Source organism: Gordonia hongkongensis (assembly GCF_023078355.1).
GTDB classification, from domain to species: Bacteria; Actinomycetota; Actinomycetes; order Mycobacteriales; family Mycobacteriaceae; genus Gordonia; species Gordonia hongkongensis.
The window spans coordinates 1-18,567 of record NZ_CP095552.1; the positions used below are offsets into that span (position 1 = coordinate 1).

Annotated in this window: 15 protein-coding genes and 2 tRNA genes; 12 read left to right on the forward strand and 5 right to left on the reverse strand. The window is 66.1% G+C overall.

Annotated features, from left to right (window positions below):
- The 9 genes from dnaA to MVF96_RS00045 all read left to right on the forward strand — a co-directional run bounded on the left by dnaA (position 1) and on the right by MVF96_RS00045 (position 11,378).
- Complete coding sequence (gene dnaA / locus MVF96_RS00005; RefSeq protein WP_068970745.1) at positions 1 to 1,509, forward strand: chromosomal replication initiator protein DnaA; 1,509 nt, start codon at positions 1 to 3, stop codon at positions 1,507 to 1,509.
- Between the two features lie 654 nt (positions 1,510 to 2,163).
- A complete protein-coding gene (gene dnaN, locus MVF96_RS00010) occupies positions 2,164 to 3,333 on the forward strand; it encodes a DNA polymerase III subunit beta (protein ID WP_058252995.1) in 1,170 nt (389 codons plus the stop codon).
- 42 nt (positions 3,334 to 3,375) lie between these two features.
- A complete protein-coding gene (gene recF, locus MVF96_RS00015; RefSeq protein WP_247450710.1) occupies positions 3,376 to 4,575 on the forward strand; it encodes a DNA replication/repair protein RecF in 1,200 nt (399 codons plus the stop codon).
- Positions 4,568 to 5,152 carry a DUF721 family protein gene (locus tag MVF96_RS00020; RefSeq protein ID WP_065630837.1) on the forward strand — a complete coding sequence of 195 codons (585 nt, stop codon included), beginning with the start codon at positions 4,568 to 4,570 and terminating at the stop codon, positions 5,150 to 5,152. Before recF ends, MVF96_RS00020 begins: the two co-directional genes overlap by 8 nt.
- A 342-nt stretch (positions 5,153 to 5,494) precedes the next feature.
- Entirely contained in the window at positions 5,495 to 7,561 is a 2,067-nt protein-coding gene (gyrB, locus tag MVF96_RS00025) for a DNA topoisomerase (ATP-hydrolyzing) subunit B (RefSeq protein WP_068970742.1), read from the forward strand.
- Positions 7,562 to 7,605: 44 nt separating this feature from the next.
- Positions 7,606 to 10,095 (forward strand): DNA gyrase subunit A, encoded by a 2,490-nt coding sequence (gyrA, locus tag MVF96_RS00030; RefSeq protein WP_247450712.1) that lies wholly within the window; start codon positions 7,606 to 7,608, stop codon positions 10,093 to 10,095.
- A gap of 118 nt (positions 10,096 to 10,213) precedes the next feature.
- Complete coding sequence (locus tag MVF96_RS00035) at positions 10,214 to 11,104, forward strand: DUF3566 domain-containing protein (RefSeq protein WP_247450714.1); 891 nt, start codon at positions 10,214 to 10,216, stop codon at positions 11,102 to 11,104.
- Positions 11,105 to 11,170: 66 nt separating this feature from the next.
- Positions 11,171 to 11,244, forward strand: a tRNA-Ile gene (locus MVF96_RS00040).
- Positions 11,245 to 11,305: 61 nt separating this feature from the next.
- Positions 11,306 to 11,378: transfer RNA gene (locus MVF96_RS00045), tRNA-Ala, on the forward strand.
- Between the two features lie 30 nt (positions 11,379 to 11,408).
- Here MVF96_RS00045 and MVF96_RS00050 read toward each other — a convergent pair.
- Both MVF96_RS00050 and MVF96_RS00055 read right to left on the reverse strand, forming a co-directional pair.
- Positions 11,409 to 11,762 carry a DNA glycosylase AlkZ-like family protein gene (locus MVF96_RS00050; RefSeq protein ID WP_247450716.1) on the reverse strand — a complete coding sequence of 118 codons (354 nt, stop codon included), beginning with the start codon at positions 11,760 to 11,762 and terminating at the stop codon, positions 11,409 to 11,411.
- Positions 11,763 to 11,778: 16 nt separating this feature from the next.
- The gene (locus MVF96_RS00055; protein ID WP_247450718.1) at positions 11,779 to 13,053 is read right to left on the reverse strand and encodes an RNA-binding domain-containing protein; all 1,275 of its coding nucleotides are present in this window, start codon (positions 13,051 to 13,053) and stop codon (positions 11,779 to 11,781) included.
- Positions 13,054 to 13,368: 315 nt separating this feature from the next.
- Here MVF96_RS00055 and MVF96_RS00060 point away from each other — a divergent pair, with 315 nt between their 5' ends.
- The gene (locus tag MVF96_RS00060) at positions 13,369 to 14,301 is read left to right on the forward strand and encodes an NAD(P)-dependent oxidoreductase (protein ID WP_078114057.1); all 933 of its coding nucleotides are present in this window, start codon (positions 13,369 to 13,371) and stop codon (positions 14,299 to 14,301) included.
- An 8-nt stretch (positions 14,302 to 14,309) separates the two neighbouring features.
- Here MVF96_RS00060 and MVF96_RS00065 read toward each other — a convergent pair whose 3' ends face one another.
- Positions 14,310 to 14,876, reverse strand: coding sequence for a dihydrofolate reductase family protein (locus tag MVF96_RS00065; RefSeq protein ID WP_078114058.1), 567 nt, complete (start codon positions 14,874 to 14,876; stop codon positions 14,310 to 14,312).
- Positions 14,877 to 14,950: 74 nt separating this feature from the next.
- On the opposite strand from MVF96_RS00065, the gene MVF96_RS00070 reads away from it, so the two are divergent.
- Complete coding sequence (locus MVF96_RS00070; protein WP_137809129.1) at positions 14,951 to 15,520, forward strand: TetR/AcrR family transcriptional regulator; 570 nt, start codon at positions 14,951 to 14,953, stop codon at positions 15,518 to 15,520.
- A 67-nt stretch (positions 15,521 to 15,587) separates the two neighbouring features.
- Positions 15,588 to 16,856: a serine/threonine-protein kinase gene (locus MVF96_RS00075; RefSeq protein WP_247450720.1), complete on the forward strand. Its 1,269-nt coding sequence runs from the start codon at positions 15,588 to 15,590 to the stop codon at positions 16,854 to 16,856.
- 19 nt (positions 16,857 to 16,875) lie between these two features.
- Here MVF96_RS00075 and MVF96_RS00080 read toward each other — a convergent pair whose 3' ends face one another.
- On the reverse strand, positions 16,876 to 17,136 hold the full coding sequence (locus tag MVF96_RS00080) for a type B 50S ribosomal protein L31 (protein WP_247450722.1): 261 nt from the start codon (positions 17,134 to 17,136) through the stop codon (positions 16,876 to 16,878).
- 30 nt (positions 17,137 to 17,166) lie between these two features.
- Positions 17,167 to 18,522: a ribosome hibernation factor-recruiting GTPase MRF gene (gene mrf / locus MVF96_RS00085; RefSeq protein ID WP_247450724.1), complete on the reverse strand. Its 1,356-nt coding sequence runs from the start codon at positions 18,520 to 18,522 to the stop codon at positions 17,167 to 17,169.
- Positions 18,523 to 18,567: the final 45 nt, after the last annotated feature.

Genomic DNA, 18,567 nt, shown 5'->3' on the forward strand with positions numbered 1-18,567 from the left:
GTGACTTCAGACCGAGACACTTTCGGCGAAGTGTGGCAACAGGTCGTCGCCGAACTCAACGACGACGAAGCCGCACGCGACCACGAACCACTGACACGCCAGCAGAAGGCGTGGCTGTCACTGGTTCGACCCCTGACCCTCACCGAAGGCTTCGCCCTGCTGACCGTGCCGACGGCGCTGGTCCAGGAACAGATCGAACGCAATCTCCGCGAGACCATCCGCTCGGTTCTCAGCCGTCACCTCGACGAACCCGTCGATCTCGGCGTCCGTATCGCCACCCCGCGCAACGACGAGCCGGTGGCGGAAACACCGGTTCCCGACGTACGGCCCATCGCCGGAGCGGCCGCAGCAGTCGACTACACGGCCGCCCCCGTGGGCGCGGGCCGCGCGCCGTCCCACATGCCGGAGTCGACGCGCCCGTCCGGCGACTGGGCGTCGTACTTCGCCGAGCGGCCCACCTCGACGCCGCCGGCCACCGGCGCAAACCTCAACCCCAAGTACACCTTTGACACCTTCGTCATCGGCGCGTCGAACCGGTTCGCGCACGCATCGGCGGTGGCGGTCTCGGAAGCCCCCGCCCGGGCCTACAACCCACTGTTCATCTGGGGAGAGTCCGGACTCGGCAAGACGCACCTGCTGCACGCCGCGGGCCATTACGCGCAGCGCCTCTTCCCGGGCATGCGGGTCAAGTACGTGTCCACCGAGGAATTCACCAACGACTTCATCAACTCGCTCCGCGACGACCGGCGGGTGGCGTTCAAGCGCCGGTATCGCGACGTCGATGTGCTGCTGGTCGATGACATCCAGTTCCTCGTGGGCAAAGAAGGTATCCAGGAAGAGTTCTTCCACACCTTCAACACCCTGCACAACGCGAGCAAGCAGATCGTCATATCCTCTGATCGACCGCCGAAACAGCTTGCGACACTGGAAGATCGGCTTCGTACACGGTTCGAGTGGGGCTTGATCACCGATGTCCAGCCGCCCGATCTGGAGACCCGGATCGCGATTCTGCGCAAGAAGGCGCAGATGGACAACATCGCGGTTCCCGACGATGTACTCGAACTCATCGCGTCGAAGATCGAGCGCAACATCCGTGAACTCGAGGGTGCACTCATCCGCGTGACGGCGTTCGCGTCGCTCAACGACGCCGCTCTCGACAAGTCCCTGGCCGACGTCGTCCTGCAGGCCCTGCTGCCCAACTCGGGGACCCTGGAGGTCAGCGCGGCGAGCATCCTCGCGATCACCGCCGAGTACTTCGACATCTCTGTCGAGGAACTACGAGGTCCCGGTAAGACACGGTCGATCGCCCAGGCCCGCCAGATCTCCATGTACCTGTGTCGTGAGCTCACCGACCTCTCGCTGCCGAAGATCGGCGAGACCTTCGACCGCGATCACACGACGGTCATGTACGCCGAACGGAAGATCCGCAAGGAGATGGCCGAGCGCCGCCGGGTGTACGACCACGTCCAGGAACTCACCGCCCGCATCAAGCAGCGCGCCGTGGGCTGACACGCGCACACCTACAGCTCTCCGCACCCCCGAGGCCACGACGGCCCGGGGGTGCGGTCGTCCGGGGGTGTTCCGCCGCCCGCAGTGGCATCCGATGGCGACTGCGATGGCCCCTCCGAATGCCAAGTCTGGTCCTTAGGTCGAGAGTCTTCGACACCGTGGACCGCCTTCCCGCAGTCGGATTCGGCCGACATCGACCCTGCTCACGATCGATCACCAGCTGTGCACAATCCTTGGGATAAGCGGGGTCGGCATGTGCATCGCCGGTGGACGCCGAGCGAACAACATGAGAACTCCACATCCCCGGACGGATCCGCTCGACGTTGCTCCACCGGTCATGCACACGTCCACACCCGCCCGGACTGGCCCGATGTCATGGTTGTCCACAGATTGCACAACTCCTATTACTGAGATGGATCCCTCTAGAAAGAGATTCTTTTGTAAGAAGGTCTGTGCACAGACCGTCGCCGATCGGGTCGCCCACGGCCGGCTCCGACGACGGTCTGACTTGGCCCCAACCACTCCGGCTCGGGCGGCGGCGTTCTACAGTGGGATTCCCGGATGCGGGATCCCACTCCAGGCCGGCCGACCCACTGCGGCGCCGACCCGGCGATCCAGGCGGGAACGAGAACGAGAGAAGGGCAACCTCCCAGCATGAAGTTTCGTGTCGCGCGTGACGAGTTCGCTGATTCCGTCGCCTGGGTGGCCCGCAGTCTCCCGTCTCGTCCGCCCGTCCCGGTTCTCGGCTGTGTGGTGCTCAACGTCGGCGAAACGGGCCTGACCGTCTCGGGTTTCGACTACGAGGTCTCGGCCCAGGAAAATCTGGGCGCGGAGGTCGCCGAGCCCGGACAGGTCCTGGTCTCCGGTCGGCTCCTCGCCGACATCACCAAGGCCCTGCCGAACAAGCCGGTCGACGTGACCCTCGACGGCGCACGCGTCGCGATCACCTGTGGCAGCGCGAAGTTCTCGCTCCCGACGATGCCGGTCGAGGACTACCCGCAGTTGCCCGACGTGCCCTCCGTCACCGGAACGATCCCGTCGCAGCTCTTCGCCGAGGCGATCTCGCAGGTGGCCGTGGCGGCCGGCAAGGACGACACCCTGCCCATGCTCACCGGTGTCCGCGTCGAGATCGAGGGCAACTCCGTCGTCCTCGCCGCGACCGACCGTTTCCGGCTCGCTGTGCGTGAATTGCAGTGGGAGCCTTCCGATCCCGACACCAAGGGAGCCGTCCTGGTGCCCGCCAAGACGCTCTCGGAGAGCGCCAAGACCGCAGGTGCCGAGGGCACCGGCGTCGTCTCGCTGGCGTTCGGTGGTGGCGCGGCCATCGGATCCGACGGCATCCTCGGCATCCTCGGCGAGACCAAGAAGACCACCACCCGCCTGCTCGACGCGGAGTTCCCGAAGTTCCGTCAGCTCCTCCCGGCCAGCCACACCGCCGTCGCCACCATCGACAGCGGCCCGCTGATCGAGGCGATCCGCCGTGTGGCCCTGGTCGCCGAGCGCGGCGCGCAGGTCCGGATGGAGTTCTCCGAGGGATCCGTGCTGCTCACCGCGGGCGGCGACGAGGCCGGCAAGGCCGAGGAAGAGCTGCCCGTGTCGTTCCAGGGTGAGCCCCTCACGATCGCGTTCAACCCCGGGTACCTGCAGGACGGATTGTCGGCGATCAACGCCGACGCGGTGGACTTCGGATTCACCACCCCCAGCCGGCCTGCCGTGCTCCGTCCGGCCAGCGGAGAGGATCCGGTCGCGGACGAGTCCGGCGCCTTCGTCGCTCCCGAGAGCGCGTTCAGCTACCTGTTGATGCCCGTCCGCCTCCCGGGCTGACGGCCGCCACGGCCTCACCGTCCTCAGGATCGACGCCGACTCGTGTTCGTCCGTGAGCTGCATCTGCGCGATTTCCGATCGTGGCGGGCCGTCGACCTCGATCTGGTACCCGGGCCGACGGTCTTCACCGGCCGCAACGGCTTCGGCAAGACCAATCTGCTCGAGGCGCTGTTCTATCTGTCGACGCTGCGCTCACACCGGGTGAGTTCCGATGCACCGCTCGTACACGCGGGATCGGCGTCGGCGTCGGTGACCGCGACGGTCGAGAACGACGGCCGTGAGCTGACCGCCGAGCTGCGGATCAATGCCGAGGGCGCCAACAAGGCGACCATCAACCGCAGCCCGGCGCGGCGGCCCCGCGACCTGCTCGGCATCCTCCGTACGGTGCTGTTCGCGCCGGAGGACCTGTCCCTGGTGCGTGGTGATCCGAGCGACCGCCGACGCTTCGTCGACGAGCTCGTCGCGCAGCGGGGTCCCCGTTTCGCCGCCGCCCGCGCGGACTACGACCGGGTCCTGCGTCAGCGGTCGGCCTTGCTCAAGACTGCCGCCGCGGCGCTGAGACGTGGTGGGCAACAGGCAGATTCGGTGGTCAGCACGCTCGATGTCTGGGACGGTCAGCTCGCGGATCTCGGCGGTCAGGTGATCGCCGCACGGTTGTCGGTGCTCGCCGAGCTCGAGCCGCACTTCACCGGCTCGTATGCGTCGATCGCGCCGCATTCACGGCCGGCCGTGCTCCGGTATCGTCCCGCCGGCGGTGTGGAGATCGAGGAACACACACCCGAGGCGATCGCCGACGCGCTGGCACTACGCCTGACGGAGTTGCGCGACAAGGAGATCGAGCGGGGCCTGTGTCTCGTCGGTCCGCATCGCGACGACATCGACATCGTCCTCGGCAGCGATATCGCGAAAGGCTTTGCCTCACACGGGGAATCCTGGTCGTTGGCCCTGGCTCTGCGCCTCGGCTCCGTCGAGCTCACCCGCGCCGAAGGTGTCGAGCCGGTGATCATGCTCGATGACGTGTTCGCCGAACTCGACGCCAAGCGGCGCGCGCAACTCGTCGATTTCACCGCCGACGCCGAGCAACTCCTCATCACCGCCGCCGTCGCCGAGGACATCCCCGGGCGTATCGGTGGCCGGCGGATCGGCGTCGATGTGGTCGACGACGACGCGGGCCGACGGTCGCACATCGTCGACGGCGCGCTCGACGATGTGACGGCAGCGGGGGAGGAAGCCCATGAGTGACGATCGACCGTCCGGGTCCCCGGATCCCGCCGACCCCGCACCACGGCCGACACCGCCCGGCGAACTCGGCGGGTACGAACGTGCCCGCAAGGCGCTCGAGGAGGCCCGGGCACAGGCCCGCGCCGCGGGTAAGTCGGTCGGCCGGGGCCGGGCGTCGCCCGTCCGTCGGGTCCCGCGCGGATCCCAGGGGCGTCGACGCTGGTCCGGCTCCGGTCCGGATCCGCGGGATCCGCAGCCCTTCGGCCGGCTGGTCGGCGGGCTGGCGAAGGATCGCGGGTGGCAGGAGAAGATCGGCGAAGGCACCCTGTTCGGGATGTGGGAACAGATCGTCGGTTCGGACATCGCGGCTCATGCGAAGCCGGTTGCGTTGCGCGACAACGTCCTCCACGTGCAGGCCGAGTCGACGGCGTGGGCGACGCAACTTCGCTACATCCAATCCCAGATCCTCGCCAAGATCGCGGCCGCCATCGGCAACGGCCAGGTCACCTCGTTGCGGATCAGCGGTCCGAAGGGCCCGTCGTGGCGTAAGGGTGAACGGCATGTGCGCGGGCGCGGCCCACGCGACACCTACGGCTGACGCGCCGCTAGCAGAGTCGACCGCACTTTACTAGTTGCAGAGCCTCGTGGGCCGTTTTCCATCCCCAAGCCACGATCGAACCGGGATCGAGGCAAAAAAATCGTTCTGAGGGCCTGTTAGCGGCCCCGGATGCGCGTTCCAGGGCGAGTCAGGCAGTACACTGTGGAGAGTTGTCCCGACAGGGGTGCACAACAGCAGACAGACAGCGCCTCCAGGCTACCCGGATGTACCCACCGGGTATTCCTGTGCGCGCAACCGCCGTGTGCCCCGTCGAGAAGGATCGACGACGGATCCGGAGACCACCTGATCCGTCGATGAGCAGAACAGGAGCGGACGCACCTCGTGGCCGACACCAACGACACCGGACCGAAGAAGAACAAGAAGAAGCCGTCAGAGTATGGCGCCGATTCGATCAACATCCTCGAAGGTCTGGAAGCCGTCCGCAAACGGCCCGGCATGTACATCGGATCCACCGGTGAGCGAGGGCTGCACCACCTGATCTGGGAGGTCGTCGACAACTCGGTCGACGAGGCGATGGCCGGCTTCGCCTCGCGCGTCGACGTGACCCTCCTGGCCGACGGCGGTGTCCAGGTCGTCGACGACGGCCGCGGCATCCCGACCGGCATGCACCGCACGGGCGTGCCGACGGTCGAGGTCGTCATGACCCAGCTGCACGCCGGAGGCAAGTTCGACTCCGACGCCTATGCGGTGTCCGGTGGTCTGCACGGCGTCGGCATCTCGGTGGTCAACGCGTTGTCCACCAAGGTGGAACTGGAGATCCAGAACGACGGATTCAACTGGGAGCAGACCTACACCTACGCGACACCCGGCGCCCTCGAGAAGGGGACCCCGACGCGCAAGACCGGCACCACGGTGCGGTTCTGGCCGGACCCCGAGATCTTCACCGAGACCACCCGATTCAACGCCGAGACCGTGGCGCGTCGTCTGCAGGAGATGGCCTTCCTGAACAAGGGGCTCACCATCACGCTGACCGATCAGCGTCCGCAGGCCATCGAGCCGCCGGGTGACGCCGACGGTGACGAGGAGAGCGGCACCACCGAGGCCGCCGAGGTGGTGAAGTCCGAGGAAGAGAAGGCCGCCGCCGCGGCCAAGCCGAAGACCCGTACCTATCACTACCCCGACGGGCTCGTCGACTACATCAAGCACCTCAACCGGACCAAGCAGTCGATCCACACCACCGTCGTCGGCTTCACCGGCCAGGGCACCGGCCACGAGGTCGAGGTCGCGATGCAGTGGAACGCAGGTTATTCCGAATCGGTCCACACCTTCGCCAACACCATCAACACCCACGAGGGTGGTACCCACGAAGAGGGTTTCCGCGCCGCGCTGACCCTCACCGTGAACAAGTACGCGGTGGACAAGAAGCTCATCAAGGACAAGAAGGAAGACCGCCTCTCGGGTGACGACATCCGCGAGGGCCTCGCCGCAGTGATCTCGGTGAAGGTCGGGGATCCGCAGTTCGAGGGCCAGACCAAGACCAAGCTGGGCAACACCGAGGTCAAGGGATTCGTCCAGCGCGTCTGCAGTGAACACCTCGGACACTGGCTGGAGGCCAACCCGGCCGAGGCGAAGACGATCATCAAGAAGATCGTCGAGTCGCAGCGGGCCCGGATGGCAGCGCGCAACGCCCGCGATCTGGTGCGCCGCAAGACCGCCACCGACATCGGTGGCCTCCCCGGCAAGCTCGCCGACTGCCGCAGCAACGATCCCGGCAAGTGCGAGGTCTACATCGTGGAGGGCGACTCGGCCGGCGGCAGCGCCAAGTCGGGCCGCGACTCGATGTACCAGGCGATCCTTCCGTTGCGCGGCAAGATCATCAACGTCGAGAAGGCGCGAATCGACCGGGTGCTCAAGAACACCGAGGTCCAGTCGATCATCACCGCCTTCGGCACGGGCATCCACGACGAGTTCGACATCAGCAAGCTCCGCTATCACAAGATCGTGCTGATGGCCGACGCCGACGTCGATGGTCAGCACATCTCGACCCTCCTGCTCACCTTGCTGTTCCGCTTCATGCGGCCGCTCATCGAGCACGGTCACGTGTTTCTCGCGATGCCGCCGCTGTACAAGCTCAAGTGGCAGAAGTCGGCTCCGGAGTTCGCCTATTCCGACCGCGAGCGGGACGGACTGCTCGAGGCCGGTCGTGCGGCGGGCAAGAAGATCAACACCGACGACGGCATCCAGCGGTACAAGGGTCTCGGTGAGATGAACGCCAAGGAACTGTGGGAGACCACGATGGACCCGGCCGTGCGTGTCCTGCGCCAGGTCACCCTCGACGACGCCGCGGCCGCCGACGAACTGTTCTCCATCCTGATGGGTGAGGACGTCGCCGCCCGACGCAGCTTCATCGCCCGCAACGCGAAAGACGTTCGCTTCCTCGATGTCTGATCGCGGGTTCCTGCGATTCCGCTCCGATCGGAGAAAGTACACACATGACTGACACCACCCTGCCGCCCGCCGGCGGTGAAGGCGATCGCATTGAGCCCGTCGATCTCGGGCAGGAGATGCAGAAGAGCTACATCGACTACGCGATGAGCGTCATCGTGGGCCGTGCGCTCCCCGAGGTCCGCGACGGTCTCAAGCCGGTGCACCGCCGCCTCCTCTACGCGTCCTTCGACGCCGGGTTCCGCCCGGACCGCAGCTACGTCAAATCGGCGAAACCCGTTGCGGAGACGATGGGTAACTACCATCCGCACGGCGACACCGCGATCTACGACGCCCTGGTGCGCCTCGCCCAGCCGTGGTCAATGCGGTACCCGCTCATCGACGGTCAGGGCAACTTCGGCTCGCGGGGCAACGACGGTGCCGCGGCGATGCGTTACACCGAGGCCCGGCTCACCCCGCTGGCCATGGAGATGCTGCGCGACATCGGCGAGGAGACAGTCGATTTCGTCCCCAACTACGACGGCAAGACGAATGAACCGACGGTCCTGCCGTCGCGTATCCCGAACCTGCTGATCAACGGATCCGGCGGTATCGCCGTCGGTATGGCCACCAACATGCCGCCGCACAACCTCAACGAGGTTGCCGACGCGGTGTTCTGGGCTCTCGAACACCACGATGCCGACGACGAGACCACTCTCGCCGCCTGTATGGAATGCATCAAGGGACCCGACTTCCCCACGGCCGGACTGATCGTCGGCAGCCAGGGGATCAAGGACGCCTACACCACCGGCCGCGGCAGCATCCGCATGCGCAGCGTCGTCGACATCGAGGAGAACAAGGGAACCACCACGCTGGTGGTCACCGAGTTGCCCTACCAGGTCAACCCGGACAACCTGATCCAGTCGATCGCCGAGCAGGTCAACGAAGGAAAGCTCAAGGGCATCAGCCGGATCGAGGACCAGTCCTCGGACCGCGTCGGCATGCGCATCGTCGTCACGCTGCGTCGTGACGCGGTCGCGAAGGTCGTGCTGAACAACCTGTACAAGCACAGCCAGCTGCAGACCAGCTTCGGCGCCAACATGCTGTCCATCGTCGACGGCGTACCCCGCACCCTGCGTCTCGACCAGATGATCCGCTACTACGTGGCGCATCAGATCGACGTCATCGTGCGCCGCACCCGGTACCGGTTGCGCAAGGCAGAGGAACGCGCGCACATCCTGCGCGGCCTGGTGAAAGCCCTTGACGCACTTGACGAAGTGATCGCGTTGATCCGCCGGTCGGCCAACACCGACACCGCGCGCACGGGCCTCATCGAGCTGCTCGACATCGACGAGATCCAGGCCGACGCCATCCTGGCGATGCAGCTGCGCCGCCTGTCGGCGTTGGAACGCCAGAAGATCGTCGACGAACTCGCCGAGATCGAGCTCGAGATCGCCGATTACAAGGACATCCTGGACAAGCCGGAGCGTCAGCGCGCCATCGTGCGTGACGAGCTCAAGGAGGTTGTCGAGAAGTACGGCGACGAGCGTCGTACCAAGATCATCGCGGCCGACGGCGACGTCAGCGACGAGGATCTGATCGCCCGCGAGGACGTCGTCGTCACGATCACCGAGACCGGCTACGCCAAGCGGACCAAGACCGACCTCTACCGCAGCCAGCGTCGCGGCGGCAAGGGTGTTCAGGGTGCGGGTCTCAAGCAGGACGACATCGTCAAGCACTTCTTCGTCTGCTCGACCCACGACTGGATCCTGTTCTTCACCACCAAGGGTCGGGTCTACCGGGCGAAGGCCTACGAACTGCCCGAGGCCAACCGCACCGCGCGCGGTCAGCACGTCGCCAACCTCCTGGCCTTCCAGCCGGAGGAGCGTATCGCGCAGGTCATCCAGCTCAAGACCTACGAGGACGCGCCGTACCTGGTGCTCGCCACCCGCAACGGCCTGGTGAAGAAGTCCAAGCTCGTCGACTTCGACTCCAACCGCTCCGGCGGTATCGCCGCGATCAACCTGCGCGGCGAGGACGAACTGGTCGGCGCGCAGCTGTGCTCCTCCGACGATGATCTGCTGCTCGTCTCGCAGAAGGGCCAGTCCATCCGTTTCCACGCCGACGACGAGACCCTGCGGCCGATGGGCCGGCAGACCTCGGGTGTGCAGGGCATGCGGTTCAACGCCGACGACACCCTGTTGTCGCTCAACGTGGTCCGCGATGACACCTACCTGCTCGTCGCGACGTCGGGTGGCTACGCCAAGCGCACCGGCATGGACGACTACCCGGTCCAGGGTCGCGGCGGCAAGGGCGTGCTCACCATCGCCCACGATCGCCGGCGCGGTGAACTCATCGGCGCGCTCATCGTCGACGACGACTCCGAGCTCTACGCCATCACCTCGGGGGGCGGAGTCATCCGCACCACGGCGAAATCGGTGCGCAAGGCCGGACGCCAGACCAAGGGTGTCCGTCTGATGAACATCGACGAGGGCACCACGGTCATCGCCATCGCCCGCAACGCCGACGAGCCGGACGAGACAGAGGTCTCTTCCTAGGCGTTAGGGTGAAGGCCACTGTTGCTCGACCCGTCGCGAGTCGACGGGTCGGGGAACGGCGGGCTCGGACCCGGCGCCGAGCGAGCAACGTCAGGAACGCCTGAGTGAGGGAATGTCTGTGAGCACATCGAACGAGCCGCATCAGGACCAGAACGGGCGCCCCGCCGGGGGACCGGCGGGACCCGGAACGGGAACCCCGACCGGGGGACTGGTGCCGCCGTGGCAGCGGGGGCCGGCCGACGATCCGTCGGCCGCCCCGACCGAGACGTTCAACCGCGACGCCGCCCAGCGTCCGAGCACCGGCGAGGGCCCAGCCGGCCCGCCGCTGAACAACCCGGGCGGCCCGCCGCCGCGTGGCGTCGTGACGAACAGCGGCACCGCTGCCGCCAGCATGAGCGGCCAGCAGGCCCCGGTGACCAAGCTGGAGAGTCCGCGCCGATCGGGTACGGCGACGGCGACCGAGGAACCCGGCTTCGTCGAGTCACCCACCAGCACGATCGACCGCGGACACCTTCCGGAGAACGATCTGCCCGACCTCGATCAGATCCACCACACGGCGGACCTGAAGCGACCCGAGACGGCACAGGCGCCGGGATCCAAGCCCTCCGCACCGCGGTCGGCGCCTCGCCAGGTACTCGCCGCCGGGACCGCGCTGCGCGCCTCGGTGCAGGTGCGTCGGATCGACCCGTGGGCGACGTTCAAGGTCGCGGCCGTGCTGTCGGTGGTCGGGTTCTTCATCTGGATGATTTCCGTCGCCGTGCTGTACCTCATCCTCGACGGCATGGGCGTGTGGGATCAGGTGAACAACAGCTTCGGAACGCTCATGGCGGAGGAATCGGCCGCGAGTAACGACGTGATCGGGGCGGGCACCGTCTTCGGCGCCGCGGCGCTTCTGGGCGCCATCAACGCCATCCTGCTGACCGCGCTCGCGACGATCGGCAGCTACATCTACAACATCTGTGCCGACCTCGTCGGCGGCGCCGAGGTGACTCTCGCCGACCTCGATTGAGTGAGCGCCTGACCAGCCGTTTTGTTTGTTGGGGCATCGGTCGGGTAATCTCACTCCTCGGTTCAAGGGCCTATAGCTCAGGCGGTTAGAGCGCTTCGCTGATAACGAAGAGGTCGGAGGTTCAAGTCCTCCTAGGCCCACTGCGACAGATGTTTTCGGACATCGGAATCTCGCATCCCGCCGAACCGATCGGGACGGCACGGGGCCTTAGCTCAGTTGGTAGAGCGCTGCCTTTGCAAGGCAGATGTCAGGAGTTCGAATCTCCTAGGCTCCACAAATGCTGGCCCGCGGAGTTATCGCTCATTCAGTCTGGTAGCACATAGCGTGAACCGCGACGTTGCCCTACCAGAATCAGTCGGCCGTCTTCCACCAGCCGCTTCAGTACCGAGCGGGCTTGAGGCGGGATGGTCTGGCAGAGCTCGGCGGCCTGACTACGGGTTATCGAACCGTACGCGGCCACATAGTCTAGGATCATTCGTTCCTGCTGGAGCGGATCGACGCCTTTCACACGCACGTAGGCGTTGCGATCTTGCGCAAGATCGTAGAAGCGCGCGGTCAGGTGGTATTTCCGACTGCGACCGACACCGCGAGACTCGAGGATGCCCCTCTCGACGAGCTGCCCAAGGCTAGTCCTGGTGCTCGCAGGAATGAGATGCAACTCCTCAGCGACTTCGCTACGTCGCCGAGCCCGAAGTCTTCACCTCGTGGACAATCCGCAACTCGTCGAGGCTCAGTGGTTGCTGGTGTTCGTTCTCCCATGTGAGTAAGAAACGAACCAGATCCAGGTCTGCGTTTCCGAGGGGGACGGTGACCACAACCGAGTCGCTGGTGCTGTGTGAGTAGTCAGGGACGTCTCGTCCGGCCCTTAGCTGCTGTTCGAACATGTCATTGACACCCTTGCCCTTCCTCTCGACCAAGCCGGCGCGTTTGAACGCTCCAGCGAGAATCAGGCTTCGAGGTCTGGACTGGTCAAGAATGTTCTGCGTGGTGACGCCCGGTGGAAATCCGCCCGGACTGGAGACCACGAAACTGCCGTCCGTCAGCTGCAACCGTATGGGACCAACAGCGGTGTAGTCGCGGTGTACCAACGCATTCGCGACAGCTTCCCGACGAGTGATCGATGGGATGAGTGGAACTTCAACACGCAGGAGCCCAGCCATGACTTCCGTGACTGTGTTCTGTGCATCTACGAGGTCGCGCAGCTTCTCAGCCGTCTTTAGTAGTGGTTCCACCATTTGGATGTTTGTGGGTGGGTGCCCGCTGCGTACGTCTTGGAACAACACTTCAGCGTTTGGGACCCATCGTTGCACCGCGGACCCAGTTCCGAAGAGAAGGACTGCCCCGATGCTGACCGGGGCGGACAAAGGTACGAGCCCGAGAGCCCGGAGTATATCTGGGTCGGAGAGGTCTGCAAGATCGTCTCCCGACGCAAGGCACATCCGACGAAAACGATTGAACTCAAACGGATCGAGGTCAGTCAGGGTTGCGTCCCACGCTGCAGAGGCTGCGAAATCCTGACCGCGGGTGATCATGCCCATGCTGACAATCTCATGCGCGGTCATAGGGGCGCATTCTGGCTCGCCCGTAGACTTGATCACGCGCTTGGTGAAGACTCCCAACTTCGTGCCGACGGGGCCAGGGTCGGCGCGGGGAACATCAATCCGGATGATCTCTTGACCGTCGACGCTCTCCAACCGAACGCCCACCGCGAGCGCAGGCTCGGTATTGGCTTGGATGTATGCACCAACCCGCGCCGGGTCGGTAGTCCGGCCGTGACGCGGTTGTGCACCAACCACGATGCCGTTGTCGTCTACGCCAACCAACAGAACGCCTCCGTCGCCGTTGGCGAGACAGGCGACAGCCTTCGTGAGCTCCTTGTCGTTGATATCCGAACGCTTGAACTCAGTGGTGAAGTTCTCGCCGTCGGCTATGAGAGCGCGCGTGTCCATAAGAAGATTATGCATAAGTATGACATGGGAGAGCCTGTACCTACTGGAGTCATAACTTTTAAACGCTATGGCGCGCCGTACAGACCGCCCTTCCGAAAGGACGACACCGTGCCGTTAGCTCTACTTCCATCGACAAAGCGCGACCCCGGCCGGTCGCGGTACGACCAAACAGATGCAGGATCTCGACCGGGTTGTCGTCAGCCGCTCCGTACCAGTAAGGAGTCGTCGGATCGAACTGGGCCGTCTCGTCGGGTCCTAGGACGTGCTCGGCGTCGAGCATGATTGTCAGGCAATCGCGAACTGGAAGTGGTGTCTATGAGCGAATCGAACAACCGTGAGGACCTGCGGGTCCTCCTGCTCGGCGGGCGCGGTGCGGTGGGCGCCGTCGTAAGACGCGAGCTCGAGGTGGATGGCCATCTCGTGACCACGACGAGCCGAGCAGCGAGCGCCGATGTTCGGCTCGATCTACGCGAGGATCTCGCGGCACTACGCGACCTCGCCGCTGGACATGACGTCGTCGTCAATGCGTCCGGCGTCGAACGCGCGGAACTCGGCACCGCGATCGGACCAACGCCGCTCGTGGACATCTCGGCGTCTGGCGCCTACCTCGATGCGTTGCGTGCGACCGCGGCCGGACCCATCGTCCTGGGGGCAGGCCTCGCGCCCGGGCTCAGCACGATCCTGACCGCCGCACTCGATTCTCGGCCCGGCGACGACCTCGACGTGCTCGTGATGCTGGGGGCGGGGGAGAAACATGGCCCGGCGGCGGTCGCCTGGACGGTCGGTCTGATCGGCACCGATGTCCACCGCCCGCCCGAAGGCGGGAAAGTCCGCAACCTCGGTGAGACCCGGCGCGCCACCGGACCCGACGGACATGGCAGACGATATCTGCGCGCGGACTTCCCCGACCATGTCCTTCTCGACAACCGGCCGGGTCACATCCGCTCGTATCTCACTCTCAGCTCGGCCCCGATGACCGCGGCGCTCGGCCTGATCGGGCGGGTGCCGGCGTTGCGCGGCACGCTGACGTGGGCGCCTCCCCTTGGTTCCGATGCCTGGCACGTCATCGCCGAGAATCGGCGCACCGGTGAGCGTCGGGAGGCCTCCGGGACGGGGCAGTCCGACGCCACGGGCCGACTGACGGCGCTGGCCGCCATCCGCGCCGCGACGGAACTCCATGGCGCCAAGAGAATAGTGACGATGGCCGACCTGGTCTCACTCGACGACGCGCTCTCGGTGCTGAGGTAGGTCCGCCCCTACGTCGCGGCGTATTCGACGATCGACACCCCGGTGTCGAAGTCGTGACCAGTGACGCGGCGAAACCTCCTGGGCGCGTACCGGCCGGGCGCCATCAGCGGAATTCCACTCCCGAACATCACCGGCTGACGTTTGAGAACGAACCGGTCGATCTCCTCGGCCAGCTGCGTCGCGAGGTTGCCGCCGCCGCAGAGCCAGATGTCTTTCCCCTCGATCTGTTTGAGTTCGCGTACCACCTCGACCGGGTCGCGGTCGGTGAACGTCACACCGTCCACCGGGTCGCGTCGACGATGGGTGAAGACGTACTGGTCGAGGTGACGATACGGACTCGTCACCTCAGGCAACCCGGCGGCATAGGTACCGGCTCCCATCAGGACGGTGTCGAACATCCCTGTGCTCTGGTCGATCCCGCGTGCGGCGGCGTAGTCGGTCGGGATGGTGTCGGCGAACCGCTCGTTGATGCCGTCCATGTGATCGCCCTCCATCAGAAAGGCGTCGAACTGGCCGTCCGGTCCGGCGATATACCCGTCGAGACTCACGGCCACGTAGTACACGAGTTCACGCATGCTGTTCCCCAATCACTTCAGATGTAGTGGTTGAGAAACTACAACACATGTAGTGGTTGCGCTATCGTTTTCTCATGGCTCGCAACGATGACCGCCGACGGGCGCTGGCCGACGCGGGTCTCGAAGTGCTTGCCGACGCCGGCGCGCGGGGACTCACCCACCGCGCGGTGGACCGTGCCGCCGGCGTGCCCCTCGGTACGACGACGAACTACTTCCGTTCTCGCTCAGCACTTCTCACCGGATTGGTGGAGCGCATCTACGAGCGACTGGCACCGAGCGACGAGTTCATCGCTGAGCGGGCCGGACGCACACCGACGCGGGAGCTCTTCGCCGAGTATCTCCGCAACATCGTCGAGCGTCTGATGGCAAACCGGACTGTCACCATCGCACTGATCGAACTCCGGTTGGAAGGAATTCGACGCCCAGAGGTCGCGGAGATCATCGGCGAATGGCGTCGGACCGGGTTCACCGGGGACGTGGCGTTCAACGAACAAGCCGGCCTGCCGGGGACGGCCCGGGAGATCGCCCTCTTCCACTACGCCGTCGACGGCCTCCTGCTGGACCAGCTGACCGGTCCGCTGCTCCCGGATGTGCCGGTCGACGACATCGTCGACGCGCTGGTCGACGGGTTGCTGCCGGGCTGAGATCACGCCGTCCGGCCCCGACTTCGGGTCGACGATGGCTGGGCATGGCACCCGCTACCGTGAACAGGTGGACCGAGACCTGCTCGACGGACGCTACGAGATCCGGGAAGTTCTCGGCCGAGGCGGCATGGCAGTGGTCTACGACGGGTGGGACCGGCGACTCCACCGATCGGTCGCCATCAAACTCCTGCGCTCAGAGCCGGAGACCCCGACGGTCGCACGTGACAGATTCGCTGCGGAGGCGAGGGCGGCCGCGGCACTCAACCACCCCAACATCGTCGCCGTCCACGACTTCGGTGAACACGGCGGGACGCCGTACATCGTGATGGAACGGCTGAGTGGCACAACGGTCGGCGACCTCATGGTCGGCGGGCCGTTGCCGCCCCACCGAGTCACGGCAATCCTCGACGACGTCCTGGCCGCCCTGAACGCCGCCCATTCCGCCGGCGTGCTGCACCGCGACATCAAACCCGCGAATCTGCTCATGTCCGGCGACCGGGTGAAGGTGGCCGACCTCGGCATCGCCAAGACCGCCGGGATGGCGCACACGGCGACGGGAGAAGTGGTCGGCACGATCTGCTATCTCAGTCCCAGTCGCGTGGTGGGCCGGGCGGCGACACCGGCCGACGATCTCTACGCAGCTGCGATCGTCGCGTATGAGGCGCTGACGGGTCGCCGAGCCTACGACTACGACAACCCTGCCGCCGTGGCACACGCCATCCTGCACGCGCCGCCGCCCCTGTTGGCCGACATCCGTCCGGATGTCGCGCCGACACTGCGCGAGACGATCGACCGGGCGATGCGTCCGGGTGACACCGTGCCGTTTCCGAGTGCCGCGGCGATGAGCGCGGCGTTGGCCGGACATGGCGACCACCCCGGCCCGGACGCAGCGACGAATCGCCTCACGGCGCCGCTGCCGCCACTGATCCCACCACCTGCGCTGGCCTCGGGAACGGCGCCGCTTCCGGGAGGGCCGAACCGGTCCCGACGTCGAACGTCGATCGCGGTGCTGGGTGGCGCCGCAGTTCTGCTGACCGCCCTGCTCGTCGCCGTCGTCGTCACCGGATCCGACGACGACACACCTGTTCCGTCGACCCCGACCTCCTTGCCGGCCGCCGAGCCCTCGACCACCGAATCCCGCCCGACTCCGCCGAGCACAGTCGACGCGCCGCCCCCGCCGATCCCTGTCCCGACCGGCGCGACGGAGATCGACGCGACCCAGGCCGAGGAGCGCGGAAGCGATGGAAACGGGCGGGGCAACAGCGGCAGGGGCAGCAGCGGCGGTGGCAACAGCGAGACCAAGGGGAACGGGAAACCGAAGGACGACAAGAACTGACGTCGTCCGGCGACGACCCTCAGTCGTTCCTCTTCTCCAAGTGCGCGTAGCGACGGCGGAACTTCTCGACCCGGCCGGCGACGTCGGGGATCGTGTTGACCCCGGTGTAGAACGGGTGCGAATCGCTGGTGACGTCGACGGTGATGAGCGGGTACTCGTTGCCGTCGGACCAGGTGACCGTCGTCGCCGACGTCGCGGTCGAGCGCGTGATGAACTCTTTGCCCGTCGAACCGTCGCGGATGACGACGGGGTGGTAGTCGGGGTGAATGCCCTTCTTCATGATGGTGCCTTTCAGGAGATGGGTGGAACGTCAGTTGTCCCGCTGGTCCGAGGAGTCGAGGCCCGGTGCCGCGTCCACGGTCGACTCGGAGACCTCGAGGTCGTCGCACGGGTCGGCGTGGAACCCGCCGAAGGGATCGTCGAAGGTCGACCAGAACTGTTGTCCGGCAGCGAATTCGACTTCGTTGAGGCACGCGCTACGGAGTGCCTCCTCGATCTCGGCGGGGTCGCCGGAGTGAACGAGAGCGACGAGTGACGTGTGCCGGTCGCCAAAGGTTTCGTCCCAGCGCAGTGCACCGAGGGCGCGACGCTCGTCGGGTACCTGCGCGAATTCGTCGTCGGACATCGAGGCAAGCCAGGGACCGCCGTGGGCGACACGCAACCCGCCGCCGGCCGACTCGAGCCACAGTGCCTCGTCGGGTTGGGTGGCGATCCACAGTCGGCCACGCGCACACACGACCCCGTCGAGCAGCGCATCGATCGCCTCGTGGAAACGGCCCGGGTGCAGAGGTCGATCGCTGTGGAACTCCACCCACGTCACCCCGCAGTCGGAGTCCAACGGGGGTTCGCCGGCGAGCAGGGGATCGTGCGGACCGTCGATGCGACCCCGCCGTGAACGTGCGGGCACCGCGGCGAGCAACTGCTCGGCGAGAACCGGGGTGATCGGGCGCTGGGGCAACTCGAACATCATCGGGACATTCGGCGCGAGCCGTTTGAGGACGGCGACGAGTCGGGCCGACGCCCAGGCGTCCCGGAAGGTCGGGTCACACGCCGCGACCACCAGCGCATCGGCGAAGGCGACCTGTCCGACCGCCACCTGAGCGAGCGTGCGGTCGTCGTCGAGCGCGACGTGCCCGCCTTCGGCGAGGGAGAGGTCGCCCGTCGCCGACGTCAGCCAATCCTCCTCGGCCACACAGGCAACGGTGAGGTCGACGCGGACGTCGGCGGCCGCCGGGGCGTCGTCGAACCCCGGCATGTCGGCGACGATGACGTTCTCGATCGACCAGACCACCTGTTCGGGTTCCAGGACGGGATCGAGCGTGAGGACGATCCGCTTCACCGACGGTCGACGATGAAGTCGCCGGAGCAGGGGGAGCAGGTCTTCGCGCAGCGTGCACGAGATGCATCCGTGGGCCAACTCGACGATGCAGACGTCATGTCGGCTACGACCGTCGGGTCCCCGCCAACTGAGGGTCCGGACGACGCGGCCATCCTCCACCTGGGTCAGGTCGTGGTGTACCTGGACGCTGCCGACGCCGCCGCACTCCAACGCATCGCCCACCCGGTGGATCGACGACGCGTCGAGCCCGGTGACCAGGACGACCGGGGTTCGATGGTCGGTCGGTCCGGCGTCATCCGGTCGGTTCGCGAGTCCATCGTCGAGCACGACTCCACTCCGATCTATTGAGAATGATTTCCATTTATGCTTCGA

What these genes read in the sequence shown, in the direction of transcription:
- dnaN (WP_058252995.1), top strand. Translation starts at nt 2,164, where the DNA reads ATGAAGTTTCGTGTCGCGCGTGACGAGTTCGCTGATTCCGTCGCCTGG.
- MVF96_RS00020 (WP_065630837.1), top strand. Translation starts at nt 4,568, where the DNA reads ATGAGTGACGATCGACCGTCCGGGTCCCCGGATCCCGCCGACCCCGCA.
- gyrA (WP_247450712.1), top strand. Translation starts at nt 7,606, where the DNA reads ATGACTGACACCACCCTGCCGCCCGCCGGCGGTGAAGGCGATCGCATT.
- MVF96_RS00055 (WP_247450718.1), bottom strand. Translation starts at nt 13,053, where the DNA reads ATGGACACGCGCGCTCTCATAGCCGACGGCGAGAACTTCACCACTGAG.
- MVF96_RS00060 (WP_078114057.1), top strand. Translation starts at nt 13,369, where the DNA reads ATGAGCGAATCGAACAACCGTGAGGACCTGCGGGTCCTCCTGCTCGGC.
- MVF96_RS00065 (WP_078114058.1), bottom strand. Translation starts at nt 14,876, where the DNA reads ATGCGTGAACTCGTGTACTACGTGGCCGTGAGTCTCGACGGGTATATC.
- MVF96_RS00070 (WP_137809129.1), top strand. Translation starts at nt 14,951, where the DNA reads ATGGCTCGCAACGATGACCGCCGACGGGCGCTGGCCGACGCGGGTCTC.
- MVF96_RS00080 (WP_247450722.1), bottom strand. Translation starts at nt 17,136, where the DNA reads ATGAAGAAGGGCATTCACCCCGACTACCACCCCGTCGTCATCCGCGAC.